18 protein-coding genes and 1 tRNA gene are annotated in these 19,522 nt (G+C 39.8%); 11 read left to right on the top strand and 8 right to left on the bottom strand.

The annotated features are described in order from the left end of the window. Positions 1-4: 4 nt before the first annotated feature. The 3 genes from EP1X_RS00220 to EP1X_RS00210 all read right to left on the bottom strand — a co-directional run bounded on the left by EP1X_RS00220 (position 5) and on the right by EP1X_RS00210 (position 4,540). Positions 5-1,849 (bottom strand): iron ABC transporter permease, encoded by a 1,845-nt coding sequence (locus EP1X_RS00220; RefSeq protein ID WP_055280740.1) that lies wholly within the window; start codon positions 1,847-1,849, stop codon positions 5-7. Continuing rightward, positions 1,846-3,309: an ABC transporter substrate-binding protein gene (locus EP1X_RS00215; RefSeq protein WP_055280738.1), complete on the bottom strand. Its 1,464-nt coding sequence runs from the start codon at positions 3,307-3,309 to the stop codon at positions 1,846-1,848. The genes EP1X_RS00220 and EP1X_RS00215 overlap by 4 nt, the downstream gene beginning before the upstream one ends. An 88-nt stretch (positions 3,310-3,397) precedes the next feature. Then, entirely contained in the window at positions 3,398-4,540 is a 1,143-nt protein-coding gene (locus EP1X_RS00210) for a CGP-CTERM sorting domain-containing protein (protein WP_055280736.1), read from the bottom strand. 143 nt (positions 4,541-4,683) lie between these two features. On the opposite strand from EP1X_RS00210, the gene EP1X_RS00205 reads away from it, so the two are divergent. Beyond that, positions 4,684-5,811 (top strand): tyrosine--tRNA ligase, encoded by a 1,128-nt coding sequence (locus tag EP1X_RS00205; protein WP_055280734.1) that lies wholly within the window; start codon positions 4,684-4,686, stop codon positions 5,809-5,811. A gap of 212 nt (positions 5,812-6,023) precedes the next feature. Here EP1X_RS00205 and EP1X_RS00200 read toward each other — a convergent pair. The 5 genes from EP1X_RS00200 to EP1X_RS00180 all read right to left on the bottom strand — a co-directional run bounded on the left by EP1X_RS00200 (position 6,024) and on the right by EP1X_RS00180 (position 10,503). Next, positions 6,024-6,111 (bottom strand) — tRNA-Leu (locus tag EP1X_RS00200). Positions 6,112-6,177: 66 nt separating this feature from the next. Beyond that, entirely contained in the window at positions 6,178-6,819 is a 642-nt protein-coding gene (locus EP1X_RS00195) for an alanyl-tRNA editing protein (protein WP_055280732.1), read from the bottom strand. A 48-nt stretch (positions 6,820-6,867) separates the two neighbouring features. After that, positions 6,868-8,301, bottom strand: coding sequence for a hypothetical protein (locus EP1X_RS00190; protein ID WP_055280730.1), 1,434 nt, complete (start codon positions 8,299-8,301; stop codon positions 6,868-6,870). Between the two features lie 90 nt (positions 8,302-8,391). Further along, a complete protein-coding gene (locus EP1X_RS00185; protein ID WP_055280728.1) occupies positions 8,392-9,654 on the bottom strand; it encodes a dicarboxylate/amino acid:cation symporter in 1,263 nt (420 codons plus the stop codon). Positions 9,655-9,756: 102 nt separating this feature from the next. Further along, positions 9,757-10,503 carry a biotin--[acetyl-CoA-carboxylase] ligase gene (locus EP1X_RS00180; protein WP_055280726.1) on the bottom strand — a complete coding sequence of 249 codons (747 nt, stop codon included), beginning with the start codon at positions 10,501-10,503 and terminating at the stop codon, positions 9,757-9,759. A gap of 95 nt (positions 10,504-10,598) precedes the next feature. Between EP1X_RS00180 and fba the strand changes: the two genes are divergently transcribed. The 10 genes from fba to EP1X_RS00130 all read left to right on the top strand — a co-directional run bounded on the left by fba (position 10,599) and on the right by EP1X_RS00130 (position 19,508). Continuing rightward, positions 10,599-11,447 (top strand): class I fructose-bisphosphate aldolase, encoded by an 849-nt coding sequence (fba, locus tag EP1X_RS00175; RefSeq protein ID WP_055280724.1) that lies wholly within the window; start codon positions 10,599-10,601, stop codon positions 11,445-11,447. A gap of 143 nt (positions 11,448-11,590) precedes the next feature. Further along, positions 11,591-13,366 (top strand): sodium-extruding oxaloacetate decarboxylase subunit alpha, encoded by a 1,776-nt coding sequence (gene oadA, locus EP1X_RS00170; RefSeq protein WP_055280722.1) that lies wholly within the window; start codon positions 11,591-11,593, stop codon positions 13,364-13,366. Between the two features lie 189 nt (positions 13,367-13,555). Beyond that, the gene (locus EP1X_RS00165) at positions 13,556-15,289 is read left to right on the top strand and encodes a carbon starvation protein A (RefSeq protein WP_055280720.1); all 1,734 of its coding nucleotides are present in this window, start codon (positions 13,556-13,558) and stop codon (positions 15,287-15,289) included. 99 nt (positions 15,290-15,388) lie between these two features. Then, positions 15,389-15,637, top strand: a complete 249-nt coding sequence (locus EP1X_RS00160; protein WP_055281357.1) for a hypothetical protein — start codon at positions 15,389-15,391, stop codon at positions 15,635-15,637. Further along, positions 15,630-15,899, top strand: coding sequence for a hypothetical protein (locus tag EP1X_RS00155; protein WP_055280717.1), 270 nt, complete (start codon positions 15,630-15,632; stop codon positions 15,897-15,899). The genes EP1X_RS00160 and EP1X_RS00155 overlap by 8 nt, the downstream gene beginning before the upstream one ends. A gap of 9 nt (positions 15,900-15,908) precedes the next feature. Next, entirely contained in the window at positions 15,909-16,901 is a 993-nt protein-coding gene (locus tag EP1X_RS00150) for an ArsA family ATPase (RefSeq protein ID WP_055280715.1), read from the top strand. After that, positions 16,891-17,181: a hypothetical protein gene (locus tag EP1X_RS00145; RefSeq protein WP_055280714.1), complete on the top strand. Its 291-nt coding sequence runs from the start codon at positions 16,891-16,893 to the stop codon at positions 17,179-17,181. Before EP1X_RS00150 ends, EP1X_RS00145 begins: the two co-directional genes overlap by 11 nt. Before the next feature lie 2 nt (positions 17,182-17,183). Beyond that, positions 17,184-17,840 (top strand): hypothetical protein, encoded by a 657-nt coding sequence (locus EP1X_RS00140; protein WP_055280712.1) that lies wholly within the window; start codon positions 17,184-17,186, stop codon positions 17,838-17,840. Positions 17,841-17,879: 39 nt separating this feature from the next. Then, complete coding sequence (locus tag EP1X_RS00135; RefSeq protein ID WP_055280710.1) at positions 17,880-18,812, top strand: RsmB/NOP family class I SAM-dependent RNA methyltransferase; 933 nt, start codon at positions 17,880-17,882, stop codon at positions 18,810-18,812. Between the two features lie 57 nt (positions 18,813-18,869). Next, positions 18,870-19,508: a DUF257 family protein gene (locus EP1X_RS00130; protein WP_055280709.1), complete on the top strand. Its 639-nt coding sequence runs from the start codon at positions 18,870-18,872 to the stop codon at positions 19,506-19,508. Positions 19,509-19,522: the final 14 nt, after the last annotated feature.

Genomic DNA, 19,522 nt, shown 5'->3' with positions numbered 1-19,522 from the left:
CACCTCATGTTAATCCAATAAATGAATATCTTTGCTTTGTGATAATGTTCACAACAACGATTGCCGTGATCTGCACAACTATCAATAATACACCTAATGCCGCTGCTATGTTGATACTACCTGCAGCTGACATTAAGACTTCTTTCATGAATGCTGTTATTGGGGCTTGATCCATGTTGATTGAACCTAGGGTTATTCCCACGCTTGTTTCGCTCATAGAGTAAACAAAGCTAAGCATTGCTCCACCAAAGACATTTAACGAAATTAATGGCATCAATATTCCTGTAACAGTCTTCCATCTTGAGGCTCCGAGGTTTATTGAGGACTCTTCGAGGGACATATGTACTTGCTGTAACCCAGCGTAAACTGATCTGGCAGCAAAGGGAAGTCTTCGTATAGAGTAAGCTAGTATCAGGACGAGGGCAGGATTAAATCCATAGAGGGATGTTGGATTTAGGGGTGAGTTCTCTGGTGTCACTGCTGAGAAGAAGTAAAAGTACCCCATTGCCACGACTATTCCAGGAACCGCAATTGGGAGTATCACTATGCTTTCTAATATCGGACTTAAGATCCCCTTGAACCTGCTTGTTGCATAGGAGGAGGTTATTGAGAGGAGGATTATAAGGACAACAGCTGCTCCAGAATAACTTAGGCTGTTTACAATGAATCTTCTCACATCTGGGTTCAGGAGCATCTCCTTTATGTAATCGATAGTAAATCCTTGGGGAAGGACTGTTGTGGTCCACCTCTCAGAGAAAGCGAGCATTATGACACCTATTTGGGGGAAGATTGTAAGCAGTAACGCTGGGAGGAGGACTAGGTAGATTAAGAGAGCTTGCCATGGTTTTGGTTTACTTATTCTTGGTTTCCATCTTCCACCCTTGCTCAGCATTGCATATTGTCTTAAACTTACATATTTTCTAATTCCGAGGAAGGCTATCACTGCTAAAATGAGCATTATTATTGATAGGGCTGCTATTTCTGGGCTTCTCTCTCCTAGACCATATATAAATTTACTGAATATCTGGTATGACATTAACTTTTTAGCCAGTGGATCACCGTGGAATACGATGGGAGCTGCTAAATCCTCAAGACTGAATATGAATACCAAAGTAGCACCTGCAGCAATTCCAGGAAGAGCCAGGGGGAAGGTGACAGTTCTGAAAAGTCGGAACCCCTTGCTTCCAAGGTTCTCAGCTTGTTCTTCTAGAGTAGGATCGATATTAATAAAGCTCGCATATGCATTTAAATAAACTATTGGGTAATACGCCATTGATTGGGCTAAAACAACTCCTGCTAGGCCATCTATTTTGATTCTAAAGGGAAGTACATGAAGAATTTCATGGAAGATGTAATTTATCAACCCGAATTCACTGAACATTTGTTTTATAACATAAGCGTTTACAAAGGGAGTTACTAGGAGCGGGATAAAGAGGGCGATTCTAAAGAGATTTTTCCCTTTAAAATTATATCTTGCCATTACAAAGGCAAAAACTGTCCCTAAAATCGCAGTAAAGAGAGTCACTAAACCGGCAACAACAAGGGAGTTAAGAACAACACCAAAATCTACACCCCTGATTAAATACAAACTCTCACCAGTTGAAGTTGTTAATTTTTGAGCAAAATCCCCATGTGGAGGGACCTGAAGATAATAGGAATCCATTAATATGCTCTTAAACCAATGAAGTGAGATATTTCCATCATAAGTGAATGCAATTAACAGCATAGAAAGTACAGGGACTATTAAAAAGATCATCAGATAAAGCAATGGAAAAATATAGGAAAAGGCAACAAGGGGCTCAAACAATGGAGTCCCAAAAAATCTTTCAGTCCATTTATTCACTTTCATCCTTGCACCTCCGAAAGAACGCTTTGGTATTTTTGTCTTGCGGCCTCTCTCCACTCTTGCATTAGAGTGTCCCTAAAGGATGAGTCTTTTGCAAGTCTGTCATTTATCTTTTCTGCATATTCCTCAGTTAGAGTTACCATTTGCCCTGTATCGGGATCTTTGAACTCTATGGGCTCTAAAAGTCTTGCCTTGAGTTCATTGTATTTCTCTTCGCTTATTTTTCCTTCTTTGTAAGCTTTTACAAGAGCCACCCAGGCTCTGTGAAGCTCTTGGTTTGCATCTACGAGGGTTGCTTTGAAGTAAAGTTGCATTGAAGTTACAGTGGCTAAGGCCGCGTTATCATCAAACTCAATACCTTGGGTCTTAAGTGCACTTTCATATGCTCTTTTCAGATCAGGTCTCTTTTGCCCCTCAGGTGTGTTAAATACATCTGGATTAACTGGAAGTCTGTTTATTTTTTCATCAAGCCATATCTTTTGCCCTTCAGTAAGAACCCAATAAATAAATGCTTGAGCAGCTTCTTTGTTTTGGGAGTTTGCGAGAAGGGCTATTGGGTCTCCATTTATTATGCTTTGTCCTTTTGGAATAATATATTCACAAGATGGATTGAGCTTCATTGCAGTGTATCCATAGAAATCAATGGTGTTTCCAACGGCTATGTCTCCCGCTATTACAGCCTCTCTAACAGCATCACTTGCGTCGTAGATCTTTGAATTTGCAGCAATGAGTCTAAGAATCTTCCATCCTTCGTCCCAACCAAATGCTTGGAGAATTATTTGATAAATTCTTGTGTTTGAAGTGCTTCTTGTTGGATCTGCTATTCCCATTTGGGGTGGATCCATTGCAAAAGTCTCACTTGCAATTTCCTCCCACTTTTGAGGAACTGGGAGGTTCCACCTCTTGAGGACATCATGGTTTACAGTGAATCCAAAGGATGACAATGCAGCGGCTATCCAGTAGATTTTTCCATCGTCTCCTTTCCTGATCATTGGCATTCCAGCGAGTGTTTCTTGGATCTGATTTCCAACAAGCCCTAAAATCTTTTGGTCCTCGATGGGAGCTAAATAATTATTCTTGAAGAGATCATCAAAGAGTGTTGGGCCTCCACCCCATCCGACGTCGGCTCCTTTTTCTATATATGTAGGCCATAAGGACTCTGGAGCTTTTATGAACTTTACATCTTTAATGTTGTATTGCTTAGCTATGTCGCTTTGGAGAAACATTTTCTTTGCCATCACTTGAATAGTAACATCATGTCTCGTAAGGACAACTAGAGTTATTGGACCAGTAGGTGTTGGAGAAGAAGTTGGGGAGGTGGTTTGAGTAGGAGATTCTGTGGGGGATTCTGTCTCAGTAGGTTGGGTCGTGGTTGAGGGTGTAGTCTCGCCACCAATACATCCAGCAGCTATTACGCTTACGATTAAAATAAAAAGCATCACAAAACCAATCCTCTTTTTCACGTTGCCTCACCTGTTTAATGCTCTCAACTTCGTTTTTAAAATTTACCACAAAAATGGCAAAATTGGAAAAAGAAAGAAGTTTTTGGACTCATCTTCTTCTCTTGAGTAGTAATGGGATTAGAATCAAACCTACTAGGGCTGCTGGACCACAGACTCCTCCTTGGGCAGTCTCTGTAACAGTTTCGGTTGTTGTTTCTGTAACTGTCTCAGTTTTGGTCTCAGTTTTGGTAACTGTTTCAGTAACTGTAACTGTAATAGTCTCTTTTGATGCTTGTTTTAACGCCCAGTGCACCATGTTTGTTACAAAAGCTGGTCCGTCTAGGTCGACACCATGATATTTTGCCTCCCAAGTTGGAGTGTAATCACCATATGGGCTCTCACCGCTCACGATGAGAACACTTTGCTTTCCATTCTCGAATTTGATTATCTCTGCTGCTAGGAGAGTGAATACGCCGATATCTCCAGCGCTGTATGCATAAGCTGGTGGATCGTTATTTTCTACAATGGTTCCGTCTGAAGAAGTTTTAACAATTCTGTAGACGTTTTCTGGGATGTTTCCATCTATAAGCTGTTGCCAGTTTCCATTGTCGTCAACCCAACCAACAACGGCTGGTCCGTGGTAGAGAACTTTTCCATCATATTGGAAGTTTCTGGTTATCATGTCTTTGTCAGGGGTTCCATCATCTGGTTGGACAAGACCCACAACTCTGTAAGAGGCTCCAGCGTTGCTTGTTGGGTCTTCAATTGAAGCTAAGTCAATCCTTAGATGTCCAACACCCAATTGTTCAAGAATAGCATTTGCAATATCTTGGGCTTGGGGACCGCTACCATAGTCGCTATCTGCGGCAACCCACAAAACTTTTCCACCTTGTTTGAACCATTCCGCTATTGCTTGGATCTCATCTGGTTGGAATGGGCTTGTGGGCTGACCAAGAATGAGCATATCAACGTTTGCAAGAGCATCAGCGGTTATTTTCTCCCCAAGGTGCTTTATTCCAAGAGTATCTGCTGCTAGGGGATCTCCAAAATAGGCCCACTCGACATCTGTAATGGTCTTAACGATTCCGTGTGCAAGGGTCCTATTGGTCCCATATTCTAGCACGTCTTCTGCAAGATATTTTTCGTTTTCTCCATGGGCTAAATCGACTGCGACTGTTGTTGCACTAGCAAAAGCCATGCCAAAAAGACCAAACAATACAAAAACCGAAATTAGTATTGAAAGCTTTCTCATGGTGTTCACCAGAGTATTTTATAAAACTTGAAAGTTATAAAATTTTTGACCATTCGACAATTTTGTTCATTGATGGAAAATTTCTTGTTGTGGAGAAAAATACTTAAAAGACTCGTGGTATAGTGGGGTAAAGGTGGTGTGTGATGGATATTGAAAAAAAGATAGAGCTTATTACAAGAAAACCTACCGAAGAAATTCTGACCGTGAATAATTTGAAGCATCTTCTAGAAATAGGGATGCCTTTACAACATTACATAGGTTTTGAGATAAGTGGTTACATTCATCTTGGAACTGGATTAATGGCGGGAGCAAAGATAGCAGACTTTCAGAAAGCGGGAATTAAAACAAGAATTTTTTTGGCAGACTGGCACTCTTGGATAAATGATAAGCTTGGTGGAGATTTAGAGGTTATTCAAAAAGTTGCGCTAAGTTATTTCAAAGAGGGAATGAAACAGAGCATTAAAGTAATGGGTGGAGATCCAGACAAAGTCGAATTTGTTCTAGCAAGCGAGATTTTAGAGAAGGGAGATTACTGGAGAACAGTGATAGATATCTCAAAGAATGTTACACTGGCGAGAATGATGCGCTCAATAACCATTATGGGAAGACAAATGGGAGAAGCAATTGATTTTGCAAAGCTCATCTATCCAGCCATGCAAGTAGCAGATATATTCTACCAGGGAGTTAACATTGCTCATGCTGGAATGGATCAAAGAAAGGCCCATGTTATTGCCATTGAGGTGGCAGAGAAATTAAAATACCACCCACTCAAGTGGAATGAGAAAAAAGTTAAGCCAGTTGCTGTTCATCATCACCTTTTACTGGGTCTTCAAGAACCTCCAAAGTGGCCGATTGAGAGTGAGGAGGAGTTCAAGGAGATTAAAGCGGCAATGAAAATGAGCAAAAGCAAGCCATATTCAGCAGTATTTATCCATGACACTCCAGAGGAGATAAAGCAAAAACTTAGAAAGGCCTTCTGTCCAGCTAAGGAGGTCAACTACAACCCAGTGTTAGATTGGGCCGAACACATAATCTTTAGAGAGGAACCCACTGAGTTTACAATCCACAGACCAGCTAAATTTGGAGGAGATGTGACCTACACAACCTTTGAAGAGCTTAAAAGGGACTTTGCAGAAGGAAACCTCCATCCACTTGATCTAAAGAATGCAGTTGCAGAATACCTGATAGAACTTCTTGAACCCGTTAGGGAATACTTCGAAAAGCACCCAGAGCCTTTAGAGCTTATGAGAGAGATAAAGATTACAAGATGATTGTTTTTTGATTTTTAACTTATTTTTGGATTACACTATTGGTTTTGTTGGGCTAAAGGGAAGAGGTAGGAAATACACAATTTATACTGATGCCTGCACAACGCATCTACAATATCTTTAAGCAATACTAGTGAAGTTTATTCTCTTTGGTTCATTAAAGCTTATTAAGTGGATTGTGGTTTTTCTTGAAGAACAGAGTGAGAAGTTCTCAATGGTGCGGGGGACGGGATTTGAACCCGCGAACCCCTACGGGACGGGACCCTGAATCCCGCGCCTTTGGCCAGGCTCGGCAACCCCCGCGCGTTATTAAGTGAATCTGATAGAGCTTTTAAACCTTTCTCCTTTTCATGAATAGAAAGAGAAAAGTCATTCGAGCCAAATCTCTACTCTTTGAACGCCTTTGCCTATGCTGGAACGTTTGAGCTTCTTTAGGTGGCCGATCTCCTTAATGTCTTTTACATGAGTCCCCCCACAGGGGAGGATCTCAAAGTCTCTTATTTGGGTTAGTCTCTTCTCTCCTTCCCACCAAGTTTTCACTTCTCCACCTTCATCTACATAGCGATTAAATAGTTCGATTATTTTTTCTTTGTACTGGTTGATGTTTTCTGGATATCTTACGTCATAACGGCCCTTTTCAGGGTTCATTCCACTACCATGTATTTGCCAGTTCTCTTTCCCAAGGACCTCATTGAAAACATGATCAAGAAGATGCAATGCTGTATGGATTCTCATTAGCTTGTACCTTCTTTCCCAATCAAGTTTGAGCTCTACTTCATCTCCTAAATTGAATTTACTTGGTTCTTCGACTACATGCCAGATGTTACCTTCTTCATCTTTATACACGTCTAGAACTTTCACATCATTTATATTTCCTGTATCGTGGGGCTGTCCACCCCCTGTTGGATAAAAGATTGTCTGGTCCAAAAGAAGTGCATTGTCTTTTATCTGGAGAACCTTTGCAGTGGCTTCTTTCAGATAGGAATCTTCATAATAAAGCTTCTTTGTCACAAGCACCACCTACAACAAATAGAAAAAAGAGGTTAAAAATTTGCCCCTCTATTTTTTCTTCAACATAAAGAGGGCAATCCCAATTAGAACCAATGCTCCAGCTATCCCTGCTATTTGTGTAGTTGTGAGGTTAATACCTCCGCTGTTTTCTGGCATAGTATAACGAATGTAAGCTCTTGTTACATTTCCGAGGAGCGCTTGGATATCCTCAAAAGGTGCCCCATACCTTACAAAGACATTTGCGGTAATTACTATTTTGTTTTTCTCTATGGTTGTTATGAGAGTGTATTCGTTTCCGTTTATCTCTTTACTCACGTTTTTGGGAACTTCCACGATAGTGGCTGTTGGAGGTAGAATAAACTCTATTTTCAAGCTTTGGTTAATCTCATTTTGGGCTCTATAACCTAGTTGAGATGGATTCAAGAGAGTTGGATCAAAGGAGTATTCGTAGGTTCCATTTACCATTTTTGTGAAGTTTTTCAAGACATAATTGGCTTCTATTGTTAGAGGCCCTTCTTTTTCCATCCCTAAAATCGTTGCATTGGCATCTTCAACTTGAATTCCTTGCATAATCATACCTTGTAGGTAGTTCTGAAGTATCATATTTGTTACATTTTGCACTCCCAAGAGGTTTATTTGTTGTTTCATGAGTTCTATCTGATCTTTTGGCTCAAGATATGTCTCTCTAACTAAAAGATTTGTAGTGCCATCTTCCTTAATTTCTGCCCGTATGTACTGTTCTGTTTTCACTGGTTGGTATGTTTCTTCCCCTTTGTATGGGGTTCTATAGCGAATATAAAATGCATTGTAATTGGCGAAAAGTGCTCTAAATCCATCTGGAGAAAGATTCTCTTCCAGATATAAGTCAGAAGCAACGATTATTTTATTTCCTTCAACCTTTGAACGCACATAGAACTTGCTCTGGTTAAATTCTTGGGTATATGCTTGAGGATACTCAACAAGTTCTGCTCCTTCAGGTAGCTCTATTATGAACATGTTGTGGAGCTCTATTTTTTGTGGTAACCCTGTATCTGGGATTGGCATTGTAGCGTATCCTCTTGTTGGATCAACTATTATCTCCCAGTAATCATCATATGAATAATACTTAGCAAAACTCTCAGCATAGGCAGTAAAGACCACGGTGAAGTTGTCTTCTTTAATGCTTACCAATTTGAAGGTCTGGTTTTTTGTCCTAATTCCTGCATTGGCTAAACTTGCGATGTAATTGTCAAGTTGCTCTTTTTCAAATTTTGCTATTGCTTCTTCTTCGCTCATGTTCGTTTGATTAAGTATACTGGCTATCTCTTCATTTATTCTATCTTGGGGTCCTAATATTGAAGTTATTACGGTGATTTGAGCATCTCCGTTTTGTAACATTTTGATCTTAAGAGTGAACTCCTCTTTATAATAATCCACGGCCTCTGCATGAACGAAAGAGAGGCTCAGAAGCAGGATTATTAAAATACTTCCTAACTTTTTCATCTCTATCCCCCAAATATTCTTGTTCTAAGAATCAGATGGTAAGTGAGTATTTAACTCTATCTATTCCATAAAGAAAAGGAAGAAAAAAGATCACCACTTACTTTCGTCGAGCTCCCCTTCAGTTTTTGCAACGATTGTGGTTCCAGCTAAATCTCCAGTAACGTTTACCATTGTTCTTCCCATGTCCAATATGGCGTCAATTCCAAGGATCATTGCATATGCCAATGCCACTGCACTTCCAGGCTCTAAAGATAATCCAACACTTTCAAGGACCATTGCAAGCATTATTGCTCCAGCTCCGGGAACACCAGCGGTTCCAATTGAAGCCAAGACTGCTGTAAGAACTATTACTAACTGTTGGCTGAACGGGAGTGATTGTCCAATTGCAAAAGCTATGAACATTGCACATACACCTTGGTATAGGGCAGTTCCATCCATGTTAATCGTTGCACCTAGTGGGAGGGTAAATGAGTAAATGCTCCTTGGGACACCCATATTTTCGTCAGCAACACGCATGGTCACTGGTAGGGTACCACTTGAGCTTCTTGTGACGAATGCTGTAATCATAGCGTCTTTGGCTTTATTGAGGAACTTAATTAGGTCCAGACCAAAGACCTTCAAGAGAATTCCATATACTAGTCCAATCTGAATTATAAGGCCTAAATAAACTGCTAATGTTACTTTGGCTAAAGGTCCAACGACTTTGGTTCCTTGGGTTCCCATAACGTAAGCTATTAAGGCAAATACACCGATTGGGGCATACTGCATAACTCCCCAAACTATTTTATACATTGCTTCAGCAAGTCCATCGAAAGCATTAAAGAGGGTCGTGGCGGAGTTTCTTATTCTTTCATTTTCGCTATTCATAAGATAACTTAAGGCGATTCCTAGAACAATGGCGAAGAATATTGTTGGTAGGACTTGACCGTCTGACAATGCTGCAAATGGGTTCTTAGGTACGATATTTAGAAGAGTGTCCACTAGTGATGGTTTAGTTGCTTCAATAACTTTCCCTTCTCCAACTCCAAGTTCTAACCCTAGACCTGGCTTGAAAATATTGGCCATCAAAAGACCAAGGAACACTGCAAAAGCTGAGGTTACTAAGTAATAAACTACTATTTTTACACCAACTCTTCCAAGTCTTGCAGGGCTTATGCTAGCTGCACCAACAACTAGAGAAGCTAGGATTATTGGCATTACTAACATTTTTAAAAGTCTGATGAATAGGTCTCCAAGCGGCTTTATGGTCGCTGCTTTGTCTCCTATTACTAATCCAACTATTGCACCAAGAATCAAACCTATCAAGATTTTTCTCAAAACGGGGTATTCAAGATAGCTCTTAAGGAGCCCCATTGGCTCCCACCTCCGGGCATTGGTGTTATATATGGGATATGGCGGGAGAAAATTGGTCATCAAGGTATATAAATATTTTCTAATTAAGGAAAGAATAGAGAATCACTTAAACCTTAATGACACATCTCCATAGAGAATTTTTTCCCTTTTTCCATCCTCAAGTTCAAGGATCAAAGCACCAAATTCGTCAATATCTAAGGCCTTTCCAGTTAAGGTTTTGTCTTCCGTTATTATTTTTACCTCTCTTCTTAAAATGGCCTTTTCTCTCCATTTCTGGAGGATAAGAGCATCTTTCTCTGCCAAAAATTCTCTATACCAATGTTCTAGGCGTTCTACAAGAATCTTAAAAACTTCTATAATGGGTATTTCCACTCCCAATACCTCTCTTAACGAGGTGGAAGTACTCACAAGCTCTTGGGGTAAGGAATTGTTAACATTCATACCTATGCCTAGAACGATGTAGTAAACCTCTTTCTCGGAGAAGCTTCCTTCTACTAGGATTCCACATATTTTCTTTTCATTAACAAGTACATCATTAGGCCATTTTATTTTTCCTTCAATTCCAAGCTGTTCAAGGGTTTCAACTACTGCTAGGGCTCCAAGAAAAACGAGTTTTATCATATGTTCTGGGGTTGTATTTGGCTTTAGAATAACACTCATCCAAAGTCCCCCTTGAGGGGAGGCCCATGTTCTAAATTTTCTTCCATATCCTGTCTCTTGGACATCTGCCACTATTATTGTGCCCTCTTCCTCATGAGCAGCAATTCTCTTTGCGTATTCGTTAGTTGAGTCTATTTTCTTAAAGTAAATAATCTTTTTGCCGATCAGCTGTGTGTTAAGTTCCAACATGGTTTTCACCAGAAATATTTGGTGTTAAAGAGTTATTTAAGTTAACGATAAGGTTTAAATTCTAAAAAGGCAATGTATCACTAGAGGTGATTAGCATGGAATCTTACAACAATATTGGCATAAAGAGGAGACTAAGGAGATTCTTTAGAAGAGATGGAAAGGCCTTGATTTTTGCAATGGATCATGGATTTGAACATGGTCCAACAGATTTTGAAGAAACTTGGGAGCACATTAATCCAAGGGTTATTATTAGAAAGGTCGTAAGGGCAGGGATCGATGGCGTTATGATGCTTCCAGGAATAACTAGGATTGCTGGAAACGAGCTCATTGGGAAAGAGGTAGGTCTGATGGTAAAGCTTACTAGCAAGACCGAACTTAGGCCAAAAGAGGAGTGGCTCATGCAAGATCAACTTGGTTTTGTAGAGGACGCAATTAAGCTTGGTGCTGATGCTGTGGCGGCAACAGTTTATTGGGGAAGTCCATACGAGGGAGCTATGATGAGGCAGTTTGCAGAGATAGCTAGTTATGCTCATGATTTAGGGTATCCTGTTGTTCAATTTGCATATCCAAGAGGCCCCTACATTAATGAAAAGTACGGAAAAAAGGAAGATTATCGAGTGGTAATGTATGGAGCAAGGGCGGCTGCAGAGATGGGAGCAGACATGATTAAAACTTACTGGACAGGTTCAAAAGAAACATTTGCTAAGGTTGTGGAAGCAGCTTCAGGAGTTCCAGTTCTTCTAAGTGGAGGCGCGAAGGCAAGTAATCCACTTGATTTCTTAAACCTTGTGTGGGAAGTAATTGAAGCTGGGGGAAGTGGAGCTGTTGTAGGTAGGAATATTTTCCAAAGAGAGAACCCAGAACCTCTTATAAGGGCCCTTTTGAGGGTGATACATAGGAATGAAGATCCTGAAGAGGCAGCTAAAGCTGAAGGTCTGGTCTGATACACATATTTCCTTTTTCTGGTTGCAATGTATAATCACGTTCATAATTTTTCTTTTTTGGGCCTTGATGGCCAATAAAATCTTAATTTGCTAAAGACAAGGGTTATAAAGGCCAATTTTAAATGAAGCTTGAGGTGAGGAGGATGGTTAGGATAATAGATACTACTCTTAGAGACGCTCATCAGTCACTTATTGCAACAAGGCTCTCAACAAGTGATATGCTCCCAATAGCCGAGAAGATGGATAAGATAGGGTTTTATTCAATGGAAGTCTGGGGAGGGGCAACTTTTGACGCTGCTCTACGCTTTTTGAGAGAAGATCCTTGGGAAAGACTAAGAGTCTTAAGGGAGTATATAAGGAAAACGAAGCTCCAGATGTTGCTTAGAGGGCAGAATGTTGTGGGATATAAGCACTATCCTGATGATGTTGTGGAAAAGTTTGTTGAGCTTGCGCACAAAAATGGAATTGATATTTTTAGAGTCTTTGATGCCCTCAATGATGTTAGAAACATGAAAACTGCAATTAAAAAAGCCAAAGAAGTTGGAGCCGAAGTTCAGGGGGCAATAAGCTATACTACCGGAAAAGTTTTTACTCTAGAGTACTACATGAAGAAAGTTGATGAGTTAATAGAGCTAGATGTAGATTATATCACAATCAAAGACATGGCTGCTCTTTTAGATCCTCAAACAGCTTATGATCTTGTGAAGGAGATTAAAGAACGTTATGGGATAAAAGTTAATGTTCATACTCACGCAACCAGTGGCCTAGCTTCGGCTACCTATTTAAAAGCAGTGGAAGCTGGAGCTGACTTCATAGACACTGCTATTTATCCATTGGCAAATGGAACTGCTCAACCAGCAATTCAAAGTATCTATTACTCATTAAGAAATGGGGACAAACCCAAACTTGATATGAAGCTTATCTTCCAAATCTCTCGCTATTTAAGGAAAATGCTTGATGAGAAGTATGAACATCTAATGAACAAAAGAGCACTTCACGGCGATCCAAATGTTTTGATTCATCAAATCCCAGGAGGAATGTATTCAAACTTAATTTCACAGCTTAGAGAAATGAAGGCTCTTGATAAGTTAGAAACAGTTCTTGAAGAAGTTCCAAAGGTTAGAGAAGAACTTGGCTATCCTCCTTTGGTAACTCCAACTTCCCAGATAGTAGGGACTCAAGCTGTTTTTAATGTCCTCTTTGGAAGGTATAAAATGATCACAGAAGAAACTAAAAACTATGTTAAGGGACTCTATGGTATGCCACCGGCTCAGATAAAAGAAGAAATTAAGCAGCTTATTCTTGGAGATGAGGAACCTATAGCCGTTAGACCTGCAGACCTGCTTGAGCCTGTGCTCGAGAAAGCAAGAAGAGAGCTTGAAGAAAAGGGTTATTTAGAAAAAGAAGAGGACATACTAACATATGCATTATTCCCACAAGTAGCATTAGAATTCTTTGAATTAAGAAAACAAGGAAAGCTCAAACCCGTTGAGGAAAAACCCAAGGGCAAGATAATAAAGGTCTACGTGGCTGGTAGGGAATATGAGGTTGGAATAGAAGGAGTTAGTCTTGAAGCTTTAGTCATGCCAGCCTATACTCCCTCAGAAATTCCTATGCAAACAATACCACAAGTCCCCATGACACAAGCTCCTACTCCCGCAGCTTCAGTTGAAGTGCCTAGTGCTCCTGCACCTCCTGTTAGCGGGGAAGGCGTAGTCACCGCTCCGATGCCTGGTAAGATTCTTCGGGTTCTTGTTAAAGAGGGCGATGAGGTTAAGATTGGTGAGGGGCTTCTTGTGTTAGAGGCAATGAAAATGGAGAATGAGATTCCTTCACCTAAGGATGGTGTTGTTAAGAGAATCCTTGTTAAGGAGGGTGACACAGTCGATACAGGCCAACCACTAATAGAACTAGGGTGATTTTCACGTGTCTTTGCGTTAGGTCTTTTTCTTTATTTTTGACTCAACTTGTGGATTAAATACTTTATTTTTACTTCTATATGGTACACTTCTCGAAATTTATTCGTGAGAACGCCCGGATTTCCGAAAGGCATATATATTCTACCATAGAATAAATTTATGATGGATTTTCCTTTGGGGGTGTTTTAGATGAACTCTGCAGTGATTATATTGGCTGCTGCAATAATATATGTAGCTATGTATTTTACTTATGGAAAGAGTCTTCAAAACAAAGTAGTCAAAGCAGATGCAAACAGGCCAACACCAGCCCACAAGCTTTATGATGGTGTGGACTACGTCCCTGCACACCCAGTTGTTCTCTATGGACACCATTTCGCTAGTATTGCAGGAGCTGGCCCAATAGTGGGTCCAGCAGTGGCAATGGCATGGGGATGGATACCCTCCTTGCTGTGGGTATGGTTTGGTAACGTCTTTATTGGGGCAGTACATGACTATCTGGCATTAATGGCTTCAGTTAGATATGATGGAAAATCTGTACAGTGGATTGCTGGAAAGATAATGAGCAGAAGAACAGGTATTTCATTTGAGGTGTACATATGGTTTACTCTGCTATTGGTTGTTGCAGCATTCGTAGCTGTTACCGCAAGACTGCTCGTTTTAACTCCACAAGCAGCAACAGCAACATTACTGTTCCTTTTAGTGGCAATACTCCTAGGATGGATGATGTACAAGATGAACGTTAACTTCTACGTTGCAACAGCAATAGGATTGATACTCCTTGTGATAGCAGTGTGGATTGGGTTTAAGAACCCCTTGATATTTGTTCCAGGGCAAACAGATGCTACAAGCGCTGCTTATACTCAAGCATACCACTACTGGAATATTATATTGATGATTTATATCATCATTGCATCATCATTACCAGTGTGGGTGCTTCTCCAACCCAGAGATTACTTAAACGCTTACATTCTGTGGTTTGGTCTCCTCATTGGAGGTATCGCATTTATAGCCCTTGCAAAGCCATTTGAAGTTCCAGGATTTACAATGTGGTCAGCAAATGTTGTTGGAGGACAACCCTCACCCTTCTGGCCAACAGTACCGTTGGTAATTGCATGTGGTGCCTTAAGCGGTTTCCACTCCATAGTTGGTTCTGGAACATCATCAAAGCAACTTGACAAAGAAATTCACGGATTACTTGTTGGTTACGGTGGAATGTTTACTGAGGGATTCCTTTCTACAATCGTTATCACTGCTATAGCAGTTTATGGTGTCAAATTGACTGGACTTAACATTGCTGAATGGGGAACTCAGTATATTACCAAGGGTGGACTTGGAACATTTATCGGTGGTTATGCCCAAGGATTGGCTGATTTCTATGGAATAGACATTACACTAGGTAAGACATTTGCAACTCTTTGGATTGCAGCATTCACATTGACTTCACTTGACACCGCTACAAGGCTTGGAAGATTTGCATGGCAGGAGTTATTTGGAATGGTAACTGATACCAGCCAGGGAATCTGGAATACTCTCACAAACAAGTGGGTTGCTTCTATAATAATTGCAGGTCTCGGAACTTGGATGGCATGGGGTGCTGGATATAAGGTATTATGGCCAGCATTTGCAGGTATGAACCAGTTGTTGGCTTCAATTGCTATGATGACAGCAGCTTTGTGGGCATACAAGATACAGAATGCTGGAAAGTGGAGTTACGCAGTCTTAATTCCTGCACTATTCTTATGGATTACAGTTACGGTAGCTATTGTCTGGTATCTCATAGTAATCCCATTGCCCAACATGAGTACAACTATAGCAGTAAAAGGTGCTCTCTCAGTAGGTCTATTACTCAACTTCCTACTTGGATACGACTTCTACCTTGCATGGAAGAGACCGACAGAAGAGTATGAGGCTGCTCCGGCGTAAACCTTCTTTCTTTATTTTTAAATTTTCCGTATTTTAAATAATTTTTGAGGTGATGGTATGGTGAAAAAACTTTTAAGAAAGATTTTATATTGGGTTTTAATGCCTGTTCGTGTTCTTTGGGAGTTTAATAAAGGGTTCAAGCTTTATTATCTTAGGGGGATCCAGTGGGAACTTGAAGAGTTAGAGAATGTTTTTGCTCTTCTTTTGTTGGGTAGTTATGTGGGAATCCCAAATCCTCCCATAGATATTAGCTACCGGCTTCTTCCCCATATGGTTAGGGAAATCTATATTATGCAGGAGAAATCTGTTAATTCATTAACTATAAAGACGGGGTGGTTAAATGTTTGAGAATATAAAAGCATTTTTTAAAGGTTTTTTCAGGTCATTCAAAGCACGCTCAACGGAGTATATTGAATTTGAGGAGAGAGAACTTGAAAATGTCTTTGCCTTGGTACTTATGGGGTCATTCGTAGGGATCCCATCACCCCCGACGACACTTGTTATGAGGTTAATGCCTCATATGATTAGGGAAATTTATGTTATGCAAAGGAGAGCCGGTGAGATGGATGATATATTTGGAGAAATTGCCGCAATGTTTGAGATTACATGAGGTGATAAAATGAAGGAGTATTTATTTCCACGAGAAGGGTTTAGAGTTTTATTTTTCATAGGGAAAGGCGGGGTTGGTAAAACAACTACTTCAGCAGCAGTGTCGGTTGCTTTAGCTAGGAAGGGTTATAAAACTCTGATAGTGTCAATAGATCCTGCTCACAACCTCGGTGATGTATTTGAAGTTAAACTGGAGGATAAGCCTAAACAGATAACTGAAAACCTTTATGCGATGGAACTTGATATGGAGAAGCTAATCAAGAATTATTTGAGACATTTAGAGGAGAATCTAAAGCACATGTACCGTTACCTTACAGTGATAAATCTAGAGAAATACTTTGAAGTTCTCAGCTTTTCCCCGGGTATAGAGGAGTATGCTACACTTGAAGCGATTAGAGAAATATTGCAAGAGGGGGATAAATGGGATATTATAATCTTTGATACTCCACCTACAGGATTAACCCTTAGAGTGTTAGCTCTTCCAGAAATTGCGCTTATATGGACAAAAAAGCTCATAGAAATTAGGAAAAAGATTTTAGAAAAGAGAAGGGCTATAGAAAATATACAAGGGGAACGAAAGTTTGTAATTGAGGGTGAAGAGTATAAACTTCCGAGTAGGGAGGAAGAAGATCCTGTTATGAGGGAACTAAGGGGTTATGAGGGAGAAATAAAATTCGTTCGTGAAACTATCACTAATTCTAAAAGAACCAGTGTAATTGCAGTGATGAATCCAGAAATGCTTCCTCTATATGAGACGGAAAGGGCCTATGAAGCATTAAGAAAGTTTAGGATTCCTTTTAATTTGGTAGTCATAAACAAGATTATTGAACTTGAGGAGGATATCCCAAGGATAAGAGTAAAAATAGAGGCCCAGAAAAAAGTGTTAAGAGAAATAGAGGGAAGATTCAGGGGAATTGACATTGCAATGATACCCATGTTTGAGGAGGAGCCCAGAGGTATAGAATGGTTGGAAAAAATTGGAGGGTTAATAGTTGGAGATTAAGGAAATCTATGAAGAACTCAAAAAAGTTAGAGAGCCAATAAGTGGGGAGGATATAGTAAGCCTTGGCATTGTGAGTTTGATAAGAAAGGAGGATGATAAAGTAGTTATCTTTTTGGGTCTTGCTCGTAGGACTCCTAGACATCCTTTTGAAATGGCCCTTAACTGGGCAGTGCATGCACGGATTGTTAAGGATATAGTAAAGGTTTTAGAGGGCAAAGTTAACTTTGAGATAATTGATGATATGACATTTCAAAGATATTATCCAATAAAGGAGGTCTAATAATGAAGGTTACTCCTGAGATGTTGCTTTTGATAATGGTTTTGGGTGCAGTAGCAGCTTTACAGTTCTATAAAGGTAGAAGACTGAACTTAAGCATAATGGAATACTACTTACGGACAATAGAAGGTATAGTAAAACCGAAAGACAAAGAATATGTATGGATAGGAGGATATGTGGGATTTAGAGCATTTTATAAGGTCAATGAGGCCAATTTGGATAAGTTTGAATATACCTTGACACTTCTACCAAGACAAAGCATCCTCTATTTCCCAATTTCAAAGATAGTTAATAGGCATGACAAGATATATTTTGTTATAAAGCCCTACACCACAATTAGACGTGAAGTACACTTGATTCAGAGAGGTTATTATAGGTTTAAACCGAAGATCGAGGATGAAGAACTTCTTCAAAGGGAAGTAATTGAAGTGAATGGAAAACAGTACGAGGTGCTCTTTGAGAAAAGACGCGATGTGGAACTACTTAGAGACTTCATTCAAGGATTTTCTAAAGCTGAAAATGTTAAGCATATATCACTTACTCCAAAAACCAACGTACTATATATCTTCATGAAGCCAGAGATTGAAACCATAGAGCAGGATGTGAGACATATAATCCGTTTTGTTAATGAAAGGTTAAAAGAGAGTCCCTTTGAGAGATGAAGACAAAAACCTAATAAATTTCTTTTTAAATTTTTACTCATGATAGGAAGACTTTTTGCCCTTGGCTATTCAAAAGAGTTTGCAGAGCGTTATTATCAGCTTTGGGGCGAGAGAGCTTTAAGGATAGCTGAAGCAATGGAAAAATCTCTTCCAAGATGTTTTCGAGTCAATACTCTTCGTGTTGATGTATCAAAACTTACTAAGATGTTAAACAAAAAAGGATTTCAATTTAAGCGCGTCCCTTGGGCGAGAGAAGGCTTTTGTTTGACTAGAGAACCTTTTTCGATCACATCAACTCCAGAATATCTGGGAGGATTAATTTATATCCAAGAAGCCTCTTCAATGTATCCACCAGTAGCTCTTGAGCCAAAGCCTGGGGAAATTGTAGCGGATATGGCTGCGGCTCCAGGAGGGAAGACATCTTATATGGCCCAACTGATGGAAAACAAGGGAGTAATATATGCCTTTGATGTGGGAGGAGATCGACTAAAAGAGACTAGACTTAATCTTTCAAGACTTGGAGTGACAAATACCATCCTCGTTCATAAAAGTTCTCTGTACATGGGAGAACTTGGCATAGAGTTTGATAAAATTCTTTTGGACGCCCCCTGTACTGGTAGTGGCACAATCCATAAAAATCCAGAGAGAAAAGCAAATAGAACAATTAAAGATGTTAAATTCTGTCAAAACCTGCAAATGCAAATGATCAAGGTTGCATTAGAGAATCTAAAGGTTGGGGGAGTATTAGTATATTCTACATGTTCATTGGAACCAGAGGAGAATGAATTTGTGATCCAATGGGTGCTTGATAACTTTGATGTTACACTTTTACCTCTTCGATTTGGCGAACCGGCCTTGACCTCTCCATTTGACATAGAGCTTAGTTCTGAGCTCTCTAAAGCAAGACGATTCTATCCAGATGAACATAATACTAGTGGTTTTTTTGTGGCGAAGGTACAGAAAAAATTCTAAAATAGAAAGAAAAACATTTAATAACATGCTAATAACAATAATTTTAGGTGAATTCCAATGAGGTTGCAATTGGGGGACTTTTTAAATGACATCTGTGAGGGAGAGAGAATATTCATTGAGTATGAATCCACGTCTCACCCAGAACTTTTTCTTGATGGATTGGTGAAATGGAGCAATGAAGAGGGGATACCACTATTAATCGTTGACATGCTGGATACATTTCATCTCTTTGTCCAGCAGCTTAGATTTTTGGGATATAGCACTCATCATTTGGAAAATCTCTGTGTTATTAAAGGAGGGGGCAAGGTTGAACTTGGGAAGGTAATTGGAAGGGTTAGGATAATGGAAGAGTTTTACGTGCAACTTAAAGAGTATAATGATGCAGTAAGGTTATTCTTTGAAAAAGTCAAATCTGATAAGGCCGTTATTGTGTTTTTGGGCACGGAAAAGTTCATGTACTCCTTCCAAGAATCTTCCTATAGGGTCGAGGAATATTTTGATAAAGTTGTAAGAAGGCCATTGTTTAAAGGAAACATGATCTTTGTTTTTGCTCTAAAGGGCCTCATGAGTGCTCAGGTCAAGGCCCTATGGTATGAGAGCTCCACAAGAGTTCTTGAGATTAATGGTAGAGGAGACAGATTTTTTATTAAAAAAGCACCTAAACTTGATCATTTGGATGGGGTGATAGAATTATGACTTCCACAGTGGAG

Source organism: Thermococcus sp. EP1, assembly GCF_001317345.1.
GTDB lineage: Archaea > Methanobacteriota_B > Thermococci > Thermococcales > Thermococcaceae > Thermococcus_A.
The sequence above is the reverse complement of the archived record's forward strand: the minus strand, read 5'-3'. Positions and strand labels throughout refer to the sequence as shown.

Excerpts from the sequence above, each read along its gene's own strand:
- EP1X_RS00220 (WP_055280740.1), bottom strand. The coding sequence starts at position 1,849 with ATGAAAGTGAATAAATGGACTGAAAGATTTTTTGGGACTCCATTGTTT.
- EP1X_RS00210 (WP_055280736.1), bottom strand. The coding sequence starts at position 4,540 with ATGAGAAAGCTTTCAATACTAATTTCGGTTTTTGTATTGTTTGGTCTT.
- EP1X_RS00205 (WP_055280734.1), top strand. The coding sequence starts at position 4,684 with ATGGATATTGAAAAAAAGATAGAGCTTATTACAAGAAAACCTACCGAA.
- EP1X_RS00190 (WP_055280730.1), bottom strand. The coding sequence starts at position 8,301 with ATGAAAAAGTTAGGAAGTATTTTAATAATCCTGCTTCTGAGCCTCTCT.
- EP1X_RS00185 (WP_055280728.1), bottom strand. The coding sequence starts at position 9,654 with ATGGGGCTCCTTAAGAGCTATCTTGAATACCCCGTTTTGAGAAAAATC.
- EP1X_RS00180 (WP_055280726.1), bottom strand. The coding sequence starts at position 10,503 with ATGTTGGAACTTAACACACAGCTGATCGGCAAAAAGATTATTTACTTT.
- fba (WP_055280724.1), top strand. The coding sequence starts at position 10,599 with ATGGAATCTTACAACAATATTGGCATAAAGAGGAGACTAAGGAGATTC.
- oadA (WP_055280722.1), top strand. The coding sequence starts at position 11,591 with ATGGTTAGGATAATAGATACTACTCTTAGAGACGCTCATCAGTCACTT.
- EP1X_RS00165 (WP_055280720.1), top strand. The coding sequence starts at position 13,556 with ATGAACTCTGCAGTGATTATATTGGCTGCTGCAATAATATATGTAGCT.
- EP1X_RS00160 (WP_055281357.1), top strand. The coding sequence starts at position 15,389 with ATGCCTGTTCGTGTTCTTTGGGAGTTTAATAAAGGGTTCAAGCTTTAT.
- EP1X_RS00155 (WP_055280717.1), top strand. The coding sequence starts at position 15,630 with ATGTTTGAGAATATAAAAGCATTTTTTAAAGGTTTTTTCAGGTCATTC.
- EP1X_RS00150 (WP_055280715.1), top strand. The coding sequence starts at position 15,909 with ATGAAGGAGTATTTATTTCCACGAGAAGGGTTTAGAGTTTTATTTTTC.
- EP1X_RS00140 (WP_055280712.1), top strand. The coding sequence starts at position 17,184 with ATGAAGGTTACTCCTGAGATGTTGCTTTTGATAATGGTTTTGGGTGCA.
- EP1X_RS00135 (WP_055280710.1), top strand. The coding sequence starts at position 17,880 with ATGATAGGAAGACTTTTTGCCCTTGGCTATTCAAAAGAGTTTGCAGAG.
- EP1X_RS00130 (WP_055280709.1), top strand. The coding sequence starts at position 18,870 with ATGAGGTTGCAATTGGGGGACTTTTTAAATGACATCTGTGAGGGAGAG.